This window comes from Bacteroides sp. 44_46, assembly GCF_001915465.1.
Taxonomy (GTDB): domain Bacteria; phylum Bacteroidota; class Bacteroidia; order Bacteroidales; family Bacteroidaceae; genus Bacteroides; species Bacteroides clarus.
On record NZ_MNQO01000002.1, the window covers coordinates 42,320 to 57,651 of the forward strand.

Annotated in this window: 12 protein-coding genes; all 12 read left to right on the forward strand. The window is 42.3% G+C overall.

All coding sequences use genetic code 11. From position 1 onward, the window contains the following. Positions 1–19 precede the first annotated feature (19 nt). The 12 genes from BHV73_RS01365 to BHV73_RS01420 all read left to right on the forward strand — a co-directional run bounded on the left by BHV73_RS01365 (position 20) and on the right by BHV73_RS01420 (position 15,237). A complete protein-coding gene (locus tag BHV73_RS01365; protein WP_022219266.1) occupies positions 20–1,597 on the forward strand; it encodes a RagB/SusD family nutrient uptake outer membrane protein in 1,578 nt (525 codons plus the stop codon). A gap of 16 nt (positions 1,598–1,613) precedes the next feature. Then, the gene (locus BHV73_RS01370; protein ID WP_022219265.1) at positions 1,614–2,546 is read left to right on the forward strand and encodes a zinc-binding metallopeptidase; all 933 of its coding nucleotides are present in this window, start codon (positions 1,614–1,616) and stop codon (positions 2,544–2,546) included. A 12-nt stretch (positions 2,547–2,558) separates the two neighbouring features. Next, positions 2,559–3,935, forward strand: a complete 1,377-nt coding sequence (locus BHV73_RS01375) for a DUF4302 domain-containing protein (protein WP_087412885.1) — start codon at positions 2,559–2,561, stop codon at positions 3,933–3,935. A 19-nt stretch (positions 3,936–3,954) separates the two neighbouring features. Beyond that, positions 3,955–5,004 (forward strand): BACON domain-containing protein, encoded by a 1,050-nt coding sequence (locus tag BHV73_RS01380; protein ID WP_087412886.1) that lies wholly within the window; start codon positions 3,955–3,957, stop codon positions 5,002–5,004. A 28-nt stretch (positions 5,005–5,032) separates the two neighbouring features. After that, positions 5,033–6,676 carry an FISUMP domain-containing protein gene (locus BHV73_RS01385; protein ID WP_162609571.1) on the forward strand — a complete coding sequence of 548 codons (1,644 nt, stop codon included), beginning with the start codon at positions 5,033–5,035 and terminating at the stop codon, positions 6,674–6,676. A gap of 96 nt (positions 6,677–6,772) precedes the next feature. Further along, a complete protein-coding gene (locus BHV73_RS01390) occupies positions 6,773–7,867 on the forward strand; it encodes a fibrobacter succinogenes major paralogous domain-containing protein (protein ID WP_087412888.1) in 1,095 nt (364 codons plus the stop codon). 37 nt (positions 7,868–7,904) lie between these two features. Then, complete coding sequence (locus tag BHV73_RS01395; RefSeq protein WP_286736074.1) at positions 7,905–9,398, forward strand: FISUMP domain-containing protein; 1,494 nt, start codon at positions 7,905–7,907, stop codon at positions 9,396–9,398. A gap of 507 nt (positions 9,399–9,905) precedes the next feature. Continuing rightward, a complete protein-coding gene (locus BHV73_RS01400; RefSeq protein ID WP_009122770.1) occupies positions 9,906–10,925 on the forward strand; it encodes a branched-chain amino acid aminotransferase in 1,020 nt (339 codons plus the stop codon). Positions 10,926–10,928: 3 nt separating this feature from the next. Continuing rightward, on the forward strand, positions 10,929–11,735 hold the full coding sequence (locus BHV73_RS01405) for an MBL fold metallo-hydrolase (RefSeq protein ID WP_022219764.1): 807 nt from the start codon (positions 10,929–10,931) through the stop codon (positions 11,733–11,735). Between the two features lie 9 nt (positions 11,736–11,744). Further along, complete coding sequence (gene trmB, locus BHV73_RS01410) at positions 11,745–12,503, forward strand: tRNA (guanosine(46)-N7)-methyltransferase TrmB (protein ID WP_022219765.1); 759 nt, start codon at positions 11,745–11,747, stop codon at positions 12,501–12,503. Between the two features lie 48 nt (positions 12,504–12,551). Further along, a complete protein-coding gene (locus BHV73_RS01415; protein ID WP_009122767.1) occupies positions 12,552–13,652 on the forward strand; it encodes an Mrp/NBP35 family ATP-binding protein in 1,101 nt (366 codons plus the stop codon). 37 nt (positions 13,653–13,689) lie between these two features. Continuing rightward, positions 13,690–15,237, forward strand: a complete 1,548-nt coding sequence (locus BHV73_RS01420) for a Gfo/Idh/MocA family protein (RefSeq protein ID WP_022219766.1) — start codon at positions 13,690–13,692, stop codon at positions 15,235–15,237. The last annotated feature ends 95 nt before the right edge of the window (positions 15,238–15,332 follow it).

Below are 15,332 nucleotides of genomic sequence, written 5' to 3' on the forward strand. Positions count from 1 at the left end.
CATAATAAAAACAGAAAAGATGAAACATAAACATTTATATATAACAGCATTCTTTGCAACAGCTCTATTTGCTTCCTGTTCCGATTATCTGGATGAATTGCCGGATAATCGGACAGAACTGACTACCGAGGAAAGCGTAACCAGAATACTGGTTTCTGCCTATCCTACAACTACAAGTTGCGAAATTGGTGAGTTGCATAGTGATAATATTGATGAAAACAGTAATTTATACACCTACCTTTTCCGCTTGAACGAACACATGTATCATTGGCGGCAAACCACTGAAGAAGATCAGGATTCACCGCATGCTTTGTGGATTGACTGCTATAATTCTATAGCATCGGCGAACCAGGCGTTAAAGGCTATTGAGCGTATGGATAATCCGGAAAGTCTGCAACCGCAAAAAGGGGAAGCGTTGCTTTGCCGTGCATACAATCATTTTCTGCTCGCGACGATTTTCTGTAAGGCATATACCTCTACTCATGCAGAACAGGATTTAGGTATTCCGTATATGGATGAGTTAGAAACTACGGTAAATCCGAGTTACGATAGAGGCACACTTGCCACAACCTATCAACGGATTGCCGCAGATATTGAAGAAGGATTGCCACTGATAGACGATAATATTTACAGCAAGGCGAAATACCATTTCAACAAGAAGGCGGCGTACGCTTTTGCAGCTCGTTTTTATCTTTATTATATGCAATCGGACTTTTCTAATTGCCGGAAAGTGATAGAATATGCCGACCGTGTATTAGGTAGTAATGCGGCTGAAAGCTTGCGTAATTGGAAAGCGCTTGGAATGCTTTCTTCCAATCGTTCAGTACAGCCTAATGAGTATGTAAATGCTGATAATCAAGCTAATTTATTGTTGATTTCCGCTGATTCATATTGGCCGCTGGTTGCTGATCCGGGATATGCTCCATGCGAAAAATATTGTAGTAATGATATTACGGCTGCCGAGACTTGTAAGTCTACCGGACCATGGGGCTCACAAACTAATTACTGGCAAGAACCTTTTGCACCGGGTGGCTCTATTAAGAATGGTTTCCGCCGATTGGCTTTGTATCAGGAATATTCAACGTCGGGTGATAGTTATACGGGGCATATGGTATTGCCGGCATTTACAACTGACGAAACTTTACTTTGCCGGGCGGAAGCATACACTTTACTGAAACAGTATGACAAAGCGGCCGCAGATATTGATGCATGGCAGAAAGCTTTTACAAAAAATACGACCACCCTTACAAAAGAATCGATTAATAGCTTCTATGCGGCATTAAGTTATTATACCCCGGAGAATACGGCTAATCCTTCTGTCAAAAAAGAACTCCATCCGGCTTTTACGTTGGAACAAGGAATGCAAGAGAATTTGATTCATTGTATTCTGCATGCGCGCCGTATTCTGACATTGGAGGAAGGATTGCGTTGGCAGGATATAAAACGTTATGGCATTGTTATTTATCGTCGTTATTTTGAAGGAAGTACATTGGTACGTATCACTGATACAATGGGAGTAGACGATCCTCGTCGGGCTGTTCAATTGCCTTCCAATGTCATAACGGCAGGAATGGAACCTAATCCAAGAAATGATTAAAAACAAAAAGAGAGATATGAAAAGATATATTGTATATAGTTTATTGGTACTGACTGTATCCCTGCTGTTTGCTTCCTGTAATCAAGATACGGATATTGATTATAATAATAGCATCTTTACGGAAGAAAACGAACCGGAAGAAAGTGCTTTTGACAAATGGGTGATAAGTAATTACACGAATCCGTATAACATTTTGCTGAAGTATCGCATGGAGGATAAAGAGAGCGATATGACTCACGTATTGGTTCCGGCTACTTATGAAAAATCAGTGGTGTTAGCCAAGATTGTTAAACATGTTTGGTTGGAGGCTTATGATGAAACCACCGGTAATCCGAACTTTCTACGGCATTATGTCCCTAAAATCTTACATTTTATTGGTTCTCCGGCTTATGAAGATAATGGAACAATGGTAGTTGGTACGGCAGAAGGCGGTATGAAGATTACCTTATATAATGTAAACGATATCGATCCGGAAAATATCGATGTTAATATGCTGAATGAATACTATTTCCAAACTATGCATCATGAGTTTGCGCATATTTTGCATCAAACCAAGAACTTCGATCCTTCCTTTGAACGAATTACGGAGAATAGCTATGTTGGCTCCGACTGGTATATCAAGACAGACCCGGTAACAGGGGTTAGCACTTCACGTAGTGATTCGGATGCTTGGAAAGAAGGGTTTGTTACAGCTTACGCGATGAGCGAACCTCGCGAAGATTTTGTAGAAAATATTGCAATGTATGTAGTCAATACGGAGGCATATTGGAATAATATGCTTGCTAATGCAGGTGATACGGGAAGGGCGCTGATTGAACGTAAGTTCGACATTGTCTACGATTATATGCTGCAGACTTGGGGTATTGATTTGGATCGTTTACGTCAGGTTGTGCTTCGCCGTCAGGGTGAAATTGCTAATGGTGAACTTGATTTAAGTGTAATCAAATAAAAAGAATGAGATATGAAGAATAAGATTACTAAATATATATTGTTAGCTTTTACCTGCTTGGGCTTGCAAGCATGCCTTTTCCAAGAAGACGATATCTTTGAGAAGTCTTCTGCCAACCGGGCTTCTGAAAATGTAGCCGAATTGCAAGAGCTGCTGGTAAATGTTCCTAATGGTTGGAAAATGGAGTATTATCCGGGTACGGACTATTCTATGGGTGGAATTACTTTATTATGCCGTTTTGATGGCAATAATGTAACGGTAATGTCCGAAGTCGGTTCTGCCAAAACAGCATCAGGGAAGGAGGCTTCTTCACTTTATAAAATCACCTCTGAAGAAAGTACAGTCTTGACTTTCGATAGTTTCAATGAATTCGTTCATTGTTTCTCGGAGCCGGTAATGGGCATGAATACTAATTTGGAAGGTGATTATGAATTTGTCTATATGGGGCAAGAAGACAATAAAGTCTTTTTGCAAGGCCGTCGATATCATAATACTATGGTAATGACCCCACTTACTCAAGGAATCAGTTGGAAAGATTATATTAATCAGTTGAATCTGATAGAGAGAGAGGCATTCTTAAAAACTTATTCCCTTATGGTTGGGGGGCAGAAAATAGGAAATGCGGTTCGTACATCCCATCTTTTTTCTTTAACCGTCGATGGGCAGACCAGTAATGTTGCTCCTTTCATCTATACTCCGGAAGGAATTCGTTTTAAAGATGCGATAAGCCTTCAAGGGAAAAACGCGCAGAACTTTGTATGGAACAAAGCGGATATGACATTTACTTGTTCGGACGAAGGAGCTACAGATGTTGTTTTGAAGGCATTTTATCCTCAGAATTATACATCTTATGAAGACTATTTGGGTTTCTATTATATGTTTTATAAAGAATATGACCAATATAACGAAGCAGAAGATAAAGTTGATTTTAAACCGGGATATACGGTTGTTGAGCTGCGGCAAAAAGTGGAAGGTGAGAGCTTTATGCTGGTAAGCAGTAAGTTGGAAGCAGAAGCGGCCGATATTGTTGTAACTTATGACAAGGCTACAGGCCGACTGATAATAAAACCTCAGGATGTAACGGTTATGGGTTATCCGGGGGCTTTGGTCATAGGGTTTGAACAAGGTTTTCTACCTGCTCATTACGGACTTGATCTTGGAAATTTAGCGCCTCTTACAGAAATGGAGATGGGGTTGGTAGGTATTCCTGAAGGCTCTGGGGATGACTTGACACTTTCTTTTGTGGAGTATGGTAATGTATTCTCTTCAATGACTGGTGAAACTGCTACTTCTTTGATATTCACAGCTTACGACAATGAGAATTTCTCTACCAATAGTTATTTGGGCTTAATTGAATGGTACGATTCGATACAATTGCAAAAGTATTAATGTGAAGAATAGTCTGATTATGAAAAAAGTAATAAACATAATTTTGATAGTATGCTGTGTCTTGATAGCAGGATGTAGCGATGATGATAATGCGTCATCTACTTTAAAGATAGTAAAAGCGGATGTTAATATAAAAGCTGCCGGTGGAGATGCGACTATTGAATTGCAATCGGTGCTTCCGGTAGAGGTTACTGTTGATGCAGAATGGTGTAAAATAGCTGAACAGACGACAAGCCTGGTGAAATTTTCGGTAGAAGCTAACACTGATTTTCCGGGACGTTCTGCTCTAATTACGATTTCTGATGGTATGGAAAAGCAGACATTGACACTTGTGCAAGAAGGTGCCGTATTTATTTATAATGAGTCGGAGCAAGTACAACGTGTCGATAATGAAGGAGCTTCATTACCTGTTGAAGTGTATGGCTCTTTCCCTTGTGAAGTAACTATATCGGAGGCTGACAGGAGCTGGCTGTCCTATGTACCGGCAGAAGATGGTAAGGGGGGCTCTTTTGTTGTTGCAAAAAATACAACGGGAGCTATGCGTGGTAGTATTGTTGAAGTGACTTGTGGAGAACGTACTTATAGTTATGCTATTATGCAATATGATGTAGTCGATTTGTTGGGAATTTATCAGGGACAATACATCTCTTTATTAGACCAACAGACTTATGGCCTGTCCAATGTTGTGATTTCAGGACCGGATGCTTCCGGTGTTTATACTATCGATGGATTGCTTGAAGGTGAAACCGGTTGTGCAATAAAAGCGACTTATGAAAATAATATGTTTTCTATCAGTGCGGGGCAAAAACTGAAAGCATACGATGAGGTTCCCACATTTGATATTCATTTCGGTTTAATGAATCTGAGCGCCCGTTCTTATTGGAGTTCTGAATATACGGTAGGACTGGTTCCTGTATTTGTAGAGGGTGCCGGTATCGGGCTTTCATTTGAAGATAACGGTGGTATGCCGAATACATTTGCAGGTTTGTCTTTCTCTCTATTTAGGGGTGAGACGTATTACGATGATTATGAGATACTGCTAAGATGCTTACTGTATAGACCGAATTAGTAATAACCACAATAAAATTGTTATGAGTATGAAAAAGAGTTTATTCTTATGCGGTGCACTATTTGCGCTGACAGCATTTGTCGGTTGTAGTGATGACGATGACCCTAAAGTAGAGGCGCCGACTTTAAAATTGTCGACTAATGTGGTAACTGTTTCTGCGGATGGAACAGGAGCTGTAGTTGAGGTAACGACTAATCAGACATCTTGGAAAGCTTCACGTCCGGAAGCGGATGTATGGTGTGTCTTGAAGCAAGAAGATAATAAATTGTCAGTCAGTGCTACTGCCAATGAAACACTTACGGCGCGTACTACCAAAGTAACAGTCATTGCAGGTACAGGTTCTGATGCTAAGACTGAAGAAATAACAGTTACCCAGTCTGCTGCTAATGCCTATTTGACTGTCGAAGGTTTGGAAGCCGATGTCCCTGTCAGATTGGATGCTGCAGGTACGGTAATTGAATTTACTATTAACACAAATGCTGCGACATGGAGTGCTACTCGTCCTGAAACAGATATATGGTGTACTTTGACTCAGGACGGTAATAAACTTAAAATTCAAGCTGAGGCTTATACGGAAGATGCGGAACGCACTACGAAAATTACAATTAGTGGAGGAGCGGAGCCGGTATCCTTTGATGTAGTTCAGAAAGGTGAAGTTCCTGCTGCACCGATATACGCTATAACTATACCTACTGACTTTAGTAAGAGTTATGTTCAGAAAGTGATGGTGAATGGGGTGAAGGTAGCAGAAATCTGTAAAGAATATATTCGTACAGCTGATGAATCAGTTGATGCGCAAATGATAATTGCTTATCCTGTCATAAACGGACAAACAGATTTAACTAAAGGTTTAGTTATAGAGAATGGTGGGAATGTAGTTTGGAATTTGGATGACAATACATGTGCTTATATAGCCGGTGAAGCAACAGAAGCTTTGACTACAGTGTATTTAGAAGAGGGAAATTGGCTGACTACGGTTGAAAATACTACTGTTGAAACGGCGATAGAAGCAGAATTATTAGTTGATACTCGTCCTGGTGACACAAAATGGAGTTATAAGATAACAAAGATAGGTACACAATATTGGATGGCTGAAAATTTAAAAGCAAGAAGTTATTTGGATGGGACGGCTATTCCAAGATTGGGTGACAGCGAATGGATGAGTACAGAAAGTGGTGCCTATCGTTATCCATATTCTAATGAAGAGATTTTCCTTACTAATGGTGCTTTTTATAATGGATATACTATGTATGAAAAGAAAGGATTGGCACCGGAAGGTTGGATTGTACCATCTGACGTTGAATGGGAAAAGTTGGTTACATATGTAGGACCGACAAATACGAGTGGTAAGAAATTTAGGTCATCAGCAAATGGTGCTTGGAACACAGGAGATCATACAAATGTGACGGGCTTTAGTGCTATTGGGGCAGGATATTATGGCGGTACAGCTACGGGTGATGCGGATGATGGTAAAAGAACTTATTGGTGGAGTACTACTAAAGGAACAGATCCTATGGTTGATAGAGGAAAAGAGTCTCCCAAGGCATATCCACTTGCAACAGGAGGACCGGGGTTGATGAATGATCCATTTGATATGCAAACATGGGTGAAAAGCTATGAATTTGGATTTTCAATTCGTTGTGTTAAGCAAGGTGTTTCTATTGTAAAATAGAGAAAATAAGTTTTCTGTCAGAGGTATTATTCTCTGACAGAGAATACCATTTGATAATAAAACTGACAAATCATAACAATAATATATATAATACCCATGAAGAAATATTTGTGGATTTTAATACCGGTTTTCCTATTGTTTGTTTCAGGATGCTCTGATGAAGAAACACAACAAATCAGTTGTGCTATTCAAGTACCATCCGATGGAGAAACAATCCAGGTAAGAGCCGGTGAAAAGTTATTTATTAGGGGATATGGAAAGGCCGATCATGGTCAAATTGTATCTGCAGAACTGAAAGTAGCGGGTTCGGTGATACCGGATGTTACTACAGTACCTTTTTATTATGGTTATTCGTTGCCGGAAGACCAAGCTGCAGGTGAATTGAAAGTAGAATTGACTGTACAAGGAGAGACTGGAGTAACTGCCTCTACTTCGTCTACTGTTATATTAGCTATTGACCTCGGACCTCAACCACCTAAAGTTGGCACAATGACGGATAGTCGTGATGGTATCGTTTATAAGACGGTACAATTAGGAAATCAGCTTTGGATGGCTGAAAATCTTCGGTATCTGCCGCAACAAGATTATGATGTATCATCCACCGATCCTAAATATTATGTAATGTTGGATTATGATGCAACAACAGAATTAGGACAAGGATTTTTGGATGCTTACGGTGCTTATTATAATGTACCTGCTGCTTTACAAGGTCATGCTTTACAAAGCATGGAGTCTACACAGAAGATACAAGGTGTGTGTCCGGAGGGATGGCATATACCTTCAATAACAGAATGGCGTAATTTAGCTCAATATGTCGTAGATGCAAAAATGGCGGCTTCAATTAATGGTGTTGTCGATGAGACAGCTGTGGGTAAAGCTTTAGCTTCTACAACAATGTGGAAACTGCCTTTTGATACGGAAGATGCACCTTTGCCTACTTGGATTGGAGAAGCTATGGAAGAAAATAATGCAACACAGTTCAATGGAATACCTACAGGCTTTAGAGCGTGTGCAGGAGAAGAAGCATGGATGGATTTGACATATAGTGCAGGCTGGTGGAGTTCAACGGCAGGAGTTGCTATGTCTGATTTTGCTATGCCGGTTCGAATGTGGGCTACCGATGGTGTATTGGGTACATCTTCTGAATTTAATCCGGGAGTGGGGCTTCCTGTCCGTTGTTTGAAAGATTGATAGTAGATTATTTATTATTCATAAAAAAGTTAGCAACATGAAAAAGTATGCATTTTTATTAGTAGCCCTTTTTACTTTATGGGCTTGTAGCGACGACGACACTACACCGCAACAAGAAGTAACTTGTTCGATTACAGCTCCGGCTGAAGGTACTATTATTGATTTAGCAACAGTCACCTCAATGACTATTAAGGGCGAAGGCGCTGTTAATGTAGGGGAAATAGAGAGCGTAACTCTGAAAGTAAACGGTAAATCGGTTTCTGAGGTGACAAAAGTGCCGTTTTCTTATGATTATACTTTTGCAGCTGATCAAGCCATCGGTGATATGAAGATTGAACTGACCGTTAAAGGAGATGCGGGTAAAGAAAAGACGGCGACAGCAAATGTTACATTGAAGAAAACAGAATCTGGTACTGATCCTGAACCGGAGCCAGATCCTGAACCGGAACAAGAAGTTACTTGTGAAATTACTACTCCAACCTCAGGTGAGACATTTGATTTAGCTACTGTTACGGAATTAAATATAACAGGAAAAGCAGCTGTAAATGTAGGCACTGTGGAAACTTTTATTCTAAAAGTAGGTGGGGTGGAAATTGCTCCTGCTCCTACTCTGGCTGAGGATGGTACATTTTCTCATACTTATGCACTGACAGACCAGCTTACCGGTGAACTGTCAATCGAATTGGCGGTTAAAGGTGATAAAACTGCAACTGTAAAAATAGCATCAGTAGCCGTTACATTAACGAGAACAGTAGCTCCACCGATAGCAGAAACATTTACAGATGAACGTGATGGACATGTTTATAAATATGTTACAATTGGAACACAAAGTTGGATGGCAGAGAATCTTGCTTATTTGCCTGTAATCAATGTTCCTAAAACAGCAGTGCCTATTTGTGATGAAGATCCATTATATTTTGTATTGAATTATGAAGGTACTGATCTAGCTGCTGCCAAACAAACAGAAGAATATAATAAATATGGTGTTTTATATAATTGGTATGCTGCAATGGGGCAGAAATCTGCTACAGGTGCAAGTGCAGATGCTATCCCAAGTGGTGTACGAGGCGCATGTCCGGCGGGATGGCATTTACCTAGTAAAGCAGAATGGAAAGTTTTGGAAGAATTTGTTGCAGCAGAATTACCAGGAGTTGATGGAAATGGTTGGTATGATGAGTTTGATACTTTTTCATGGATTTATGAATCTGGCTTGAAAAATGTTTGGGGAGCATTGGCTGGTAAAGAAGGCTGGGGTGTAACATCTATGGGAGATGAAAATCCGGATTTAAAGAAAGGGCCGCAAGATACTTATGGACTGAATCTTATACCTTCTGGTTCTTCTTCTAGAATGGAAGATCTCTATGGAAATTGGTGGAATATTACTACTTCAAGTACTAGTTTTTGGACAACAGATGTACAAAGCTCTGGAAATGGGTATGTACAATATGATAATATGAGTTATAGACCTACATACTCTAAATTTGGTACTAATCCTGTAATAGGTTACTCAGTTCGTTGTGTAAAAGATTAAAATAAAAAAGTATATATCATCTGTAAGTTTGTGAAAACGAATATTTGATATTTTAATTCTCTCTAACAAGTATAAGACCGTTACTAAGTATTTTCTAGTAGCGGTCTTTTTATGTTATCCCATAATCATAAGGGATAGTATTCCTCTCTGTTTATTCATCTGTCTGAAACAAGCTTAATGTGTTAGTTCTCAGTGTGGAACTTTTTGTTTCAGCGGTAAAAACAAAAAGTTCCAAGCGGGGAAACGAAAAGTTTCATGCCGGTAAACGATTAGTTCCAACGGTTGAAACTTTCTGTTCCATTGAGGAAAACTTTTAGTTTCAACCTGTGAATAACCTTATCGTTTATTCCTTTATCTTAGCAAGTATGTACAGAAAAGCCCGTATCAGCACGCTTGTGTCGGAAAAAATAACACTTCTTTAGGAAATATGAAGAATAACCATTACTTTTGTTGCAAATAGTTAGTCTTGAATAATTAATAAGAGCGAATAATTAATACGAGCGAGATATGAAAGAACTGGATTGGGCTAATCTGCCGTTCGGCTATATGAAGACAGATTACAATGTGAGAATTTACTATCGTAACGAACAGTGGGGCGCATTGGAAGTATGTAGCGAGGAAACTATTCCTATGCACATGGCTGCTACTTGTCTGCACTATGGTCAGGAAGCATTTGAAGGCTTGAAAGCATTCCGTGGCAAAGACGGTAAAGTGCGTATTTTCCGTTTGGAAGAAAATGCGGCGCGTTTGCAGTCTACATGTCGTGGTATCTTGATGCCTGAGTTGCCGACAGAACGTTTTAAAGAAGCTATTCTTAAAGTCGTGAAGCTGAATGAACGCTTTATTCCGCCTTACGAATCGGGAGCTTCCCTGTATATCCGTCCGTTACTGATTGGTACGGGAGCGCAGGTTGGCGTGCATCCGGCAAATGAATATCTGTTTGTTGTATTCGTAACACCGGTAGGGCCTTATTTCAAGGGCGGGTTCTCAACCAATCCGTACGTTATTATCCGTGAGTTCGACCGTGCTGCGCCTCTGGGCACAGGTATCTATAAGGTAGGCGGTAATTACGCGGCCAGCTTGCGTGCCAATAAGAAAGCGCACGATTTAGGCTATGCTTGCGAGTTCTATCTGGACGCCAAAGAAAAGAAATACATCGACGAATGCGGTGCGGCCAATTTCTTTGGTATCAAAGACAATACATATATCACTCCGAAGTCCACTTCTATCCTTCCGTCCATCACCAACAAGAGCTTGATGCAGTTGGCTGAGGATATGGGTATGAAAGTAGAACGTCGTCCGGTTCCGGAAGAAGAACTGCTGACTTTCGAGGAAGCGGGCGCTTGCGGTACGGCTGCGGTTATCAGTCCGATTGAACGCATTGACGATGTAGAAAACGGTAAGTCGTACGTGATTGCCAAAGATGGAAAACCAGGACCTGTGTGTACGAAGTTGTACAATAAGTTGCGTGCTATTCAATACGGTGACGAGCCCGATACACATGGTTGGGTAACTATCGTAGAATAACGCATGAGTATAAAGATTACAACCCTTGTCGAGAATTCGGTTTACGGCAAAGGATTACAGGGAGAGCATGGGCTTTCCCTGCTTGTTGATACGGGTGGGCATCGTCTGCTGTTTGATACCGGGGCATCCGACCTTTTTATACGTAATGCCCGGATGCTCGGGATTGATTTGAAGGATGTGGATTTCTTGGTACTGTCGCATGGACATCGTGACCATACAGGCGGTCTGCATCACTTTCTTCAGGTGAATCAAAAGGCTGAAGTAGTCTGTAAGAAAGAGCTTTTTATTCCGAAGTTCAAGGAAGAGCGTGAAAACGGCGTGATGCATCCTGACGCTTTGGATAGCACCCGTTTCCGTTTTGTGGATGAAGTCACCGAATTGTGTCCCGGCGTATTTGTTTTTCCCCGGTTGGCTATTGCGGATGAAGAAGATACGCATTTTGAACACTTCTTCACTTTGGCGGGAGGGAACAAACAGGCTGATACTTTTACGGATGAATTGGCATTGGTACTGAAACAAGGTGATGAAGTGTCTGTTTTGAGTGCCTGCTCGCATCGGGGAATTACGAATATCATCCGCGTAGTGCAGGAACATTTTCCGCAGACCTCGTTGAAACTGGTATTGGGTGGTTTTCATATCCGCAATACTGCAAAAGAGAAATTTGATGTGATAGCCCGTTTCTTTGAAAACCATTTGCCTCAAAGGCTGGGAGTTTGTCATTGTACGGGCATTGATAAATACGCATTGTTTCATCAATGCTTTGGCGACCGGGCTTTTTATAACTATACCGGTCGGGTAGAAATACTTTAATACATACGAATGGGAAAGAATAAGTTAGAGAAGTTTGCCGATATGGCGAGTTATCCGCATGTTTTTGAATATCCGTACTCGGCAGTGGACAACGTTCCGTTTGACATGAAGGGAAACTGGCACCGACAGTTTTTCAAAAACGACAATCCGATTGTACTGGAACTGGGTTGCGGTCGTGGAGAATACACAGTAGGACTGGGACGTATGTTCCCCGACAAAAATTTCATCGGCGTGGATATAAAAGGGGCGCGTATGTGGACGGGAGCTACCGAATCTTTGGAATCGGGTATGAAGAACGTCGCCTTCCTGCGTACCAACATTGAAATCATAGACCGCTTCTTCGCACCGGGTGAAGTGAGCGAGATATGGCTTACATTCTCAGACCCGCAGATGAAAAAAGCGACCAAGCGCCTTACATCCACTTATTTTATGGAACGCTACCGTAAGTTTCTGAAAGACGGCGGCACTATCCATGTCAAGACCGACAGCAACTTCATGTTCACCTATACCAAATATATGATAGAGAAGAACGGACTTCCTGTTGAGTTTGTCACCGACGACCTCTATCATTCCGGTTTGGTGGATGATATTCTCGGCATTCGCACCTATTATGAACAACAGTGGCTCGACCGCGGTTTAACCATAAAATACGTCAAGTTCAGGCTTCCCCGATGTGGCGGACTGCAAGAACCCGATGTCGAAATAGAGTTGGACGAGTACCGCAGCTACAATCGCAGCAAACGCAGCGGTCTCCAAACCGGTAAATAAACAGTGGCTATCAAATAGTAAACAGTAAATAGTAAAATAGTAAATAACATGACTCTTTATCCTAAATTGATTTTGGATGCACTGGCAACGGTGCGTTATCCCGGCAACAAGAAGAATCTCGTTGAGGCCGAAATGGTTGCCGACAATTTGCGTATTGATGGGATGAAAGTTAGTTTCTCACTGATTTTTGAGAAACCGACCGATCCTTTTATGAAGTCAATGGTAAAGGCTGCCGAAACAGCAATACATACCTATGTCTCACCGGAAGTGGAAGTGACGATTACCACGGAAAGCCGTCAGGCTGCACGGCCGGAAGTTGGTAAATTGCTGCCGCAGGTAAAAAATATAATCGGTGTGTCTTCCGGTAAGGGCGGTGTAGGCAAGTCGACCGTATCGGCCAACCTGGCGGTTTCTTTGGCTAAGCTGGGCTATAAAGTAGGTTTGTTGGATGCCGATATCTTCGGACCGTCCATGCCCAAGATGTTCCAGGTGGAAGATGCCCGTCCGTATGCGGAGAATATCGGCGGACGTGACTTGATTGTGCCTATTGAAAAATACGGTATCAAACTGCTGTCCATCGGTTTCTTTGTAGATCCCGACCAGGCTACTCTGTGGCGTGGCGGTATGGCAAGCAATGCTTTGAAACAGTTGATTGCCGATGCCGACTGGGGCGAATTGGATTATTTCCTGATAGACCTTCCGCCCGGAACCAGTGATATTCACCTTACCGTAGTGCAGACGCTTGCCATGACCGGGGCTGTTGTTGTCAGCACGCCGCAAGCCGTGGCTTTGGCAGATGCCCGTAAGGGTATCAATATGTTTACGAATGATAAGGTGAACGTGCCTATCCTCGGTTTGGTAGAAAATATGGCTTGGTTTACTCCTGCCGAACTTCCGGAGAATAAGTATTACATTTTCGGCAAAGAGGGAGCCAAGAGTCTCGCAGAGGAAATGAATGTTCCTTTATTGGGGCAGATTCCTATCGTGCAAAGCATCTGTGAGAGTGGTGACAAGGGAACTCCTGTCGCTTTGGATGAAAATACGGTGACAGGACGCGCTTTCTTGCAACTGGCTGCCGCTGTGGTACGTCAGGTAGACCGCCGGAATATGGAAATGGCGCCCACCAAGATTGTAGAGACACATAAATAGAAAGATACCCGTATTATTTACTTTAAATTTGAGAAGCATGAAAAGTTTAAAGGTATTATTGTTGGGCATGTGCGTCGCATTGTGCGCATGTTCATCGCAGACATCCACTGTGCAGACAAACGACAAGGGAACTCAATGGCAATGGGAAAACGGAACGATTATTGTTGAAACTCCCCAACGTCCGGCAGACCAGAAAAGCGTGATAGGATTGGCGCTTCCTAAAATGGAAGTGGTGCGTGTGGGATTTGTAGGTCTGGGAATGCGTGGTCCCGGGGCGGTAGAGCGTTTTACCCATATTCCCGGAACGCAAGTAGTGGCGCTTTGCGATTACGAACAGGAGCGTGCGGAGAAGTGCCAGAAATATTTAGAGCAGGCTTCTATGCCGAAAGCTGCCGTATATTCCGGCGAAAAGGGATACGAGGAACTTTGCAAGCGCGATGATATCGATTTGGTTTATATCGCTACCGACTGGTTGCATCATTTTCCCGTAGCCATGTGTGCTATGGAGAACGGGAAGAATGTGGCTATCGAAGTTCCTTCCGCAATGAATCTGAAAGAGTGCTGGGACTTGATTGACATGAGCGAAAAGACTCGCAAGCACTGTATGATTTTGGAGAACTGCTGTTACGACTGGTTTGAAATGAATACGCTGAACATGGCGCAGCACGGGGTGTTCGGTGAAGTGATTCGTGCGCAAGGCGCTTATATCCACAACCTGAGTCCGTTTTGGAACCATTATTGGAAAAATGGCGAGGGTGATAAGTTGGGCTGGCGTCTGGATTATAATATGAGGCATCGCGGTGACGTGTATGCCACTCATGGTCTTGGCCCTGTTGCACAGGCTCTTGATATCCACCGCGGTGATCGTATGCAAACGTTAGTCGCCATGGATACTAAATCGGTAGTAGGAAAGTCTTTGGTTGAGGCAAGAACCGACTCCGCTTGCAATAATTTCCGTAATGGCGATCACACCACGACACTGATTCGTACCGCTAACGGTAAAGTGATTGAAATACAGCATAATGTAATGACTCCCCAGCCATACAACCGTCTGTATCAACTGACCGGTTCAAAGGGATTTGCCAATAAATATCCCGTAGAAGGATATGCGCTTGATGCCGACCAACTGACCGCTTCGGGGGTAGAACCTAAAGTAGACGACTTGAATTCGCATGGTTTCTTACCGGAGGCGGAGATGGAAGCGCTTGTCGCTAAATACCAACATCCTATTTTAAAGAAATACGGTGACATGGCAAAAGAAGTTGGTGGTCATGGTGGCATGGATTTTATCATGGATAGCCGTCTGGTTTATTGCCTGCAAAACGGTCTGCCTTTGGATATGGATGTATACGATTTGGCGGAGTGGTGCTGTCTGGCGGAATTAGGTGAGCTTTCTATGGATAATAATTGTGCTCCGGTGGCGTTCCCCGACTTTACCCGTGGCGAGTGGAATGTTGTGAAAGGGTATAAGCACGCTTATGCAAGTCCTGAAGATGAAGCTGCCGCTATGGAAAAGGCAAAAGCGTTTACTGCCAAACTGAAAGAGCAGGGGGCTAAAGAATGGGCGCAGGCTGAGAAGAAATAATACTTTTCACTGGTAACAGGTGGTCTTTGGAACCCGGCCTGTCAGATGATAAAGAGGTGTATTACAAAACGAATGTTCCGATTAAGGTTGTTTTG

Excerpts from the sequence above, each read along its gene's own strand:
- BHV73_RS01405 (WP_022219764.1), top strand. The coding sequence starts at position 10,929 with ATGAGTATAAAGATTACAACCCTTGTCGAGAATTCGGTTTACGGCAAA.
- BHV73_RS01375 (WP_087412885.1), top strand. The coding sequence starts at position 2,559 with ATGAAGAATAAGATTACTAAATATATATTGTTAGCTTTTACCTGCTTG.
- BHV73_RS01385 (WP_162609571.1), top strand. The coding sequence starts at position 5,033 with ATGAAAAAGAGTTTATTCTTATGCGGTGCACTATTTGCGCTGACAGCA.
- BHV73_RS01415 (WP_009122767.1), top strand. The coding sequence starts at position 12,552 with ATGACTCTTTATCCTAAATTGATTTTGGATGCACTGGCAACGGTGCGT.
- trmB (WP_022219765.1), top strand. The coding sequence starts at position 11,745 with ATGGGAAAGAATAAGTTAGAGAAGTTTGCCGATATGGCGAGTTATCCG.
- BHV73_RS01370 (WP_022219265.1), top strand. The coding sequence starts at position 1,614 with ATGAAAAGATATATTGTATATAGTTTATTGGTACTGACTGTATCCCTG.
- BHV73_RS01400 (WP_009122770.1), top strand. The coding sequence starts at position 9,906 with ATGAAAGAACTGGATTGGGCTAATCTGCCGTTCGGCTATATGAAGACA.
- BHV73_RS01395 (WP_286736074.1), top strand. The coding sequence starts at position 7,905 with ATGAAAAAGTATGCATTTTTATTAGTAGCCCTTTTTACTTTATGGGCT.
- BHV73_RS01390 (WP_087412888.1), top strand. The coding sequence starts at position 6,773 with ATGAAGAAATATTTGTGGATTTTAATACCGGTTTTCCTATTGTTTGTT.
- BHV73_RS01380 (WP_087412886.1), top strand. The coding sequence starts at position 3,955 with ATGAAAAAAGTAATAAACATAATTTTGATAGTATGCTGTGTCTTGATA.
- BHV73_RS01365 (WP_022219266.1), top strand. The coding sequence starts at position 20 with ATGAAACATAAACATTTATATATAACAGCATTCTTTGCAACAGCTCTA.
- BHV73_RS01420 (WP_022219766.1), top strand. The coding sequence starts at position 13,690 with ATGAAAAGTTTAAAGGTATTATTGTTGGGCATGTGCGTCGCATTGTGC.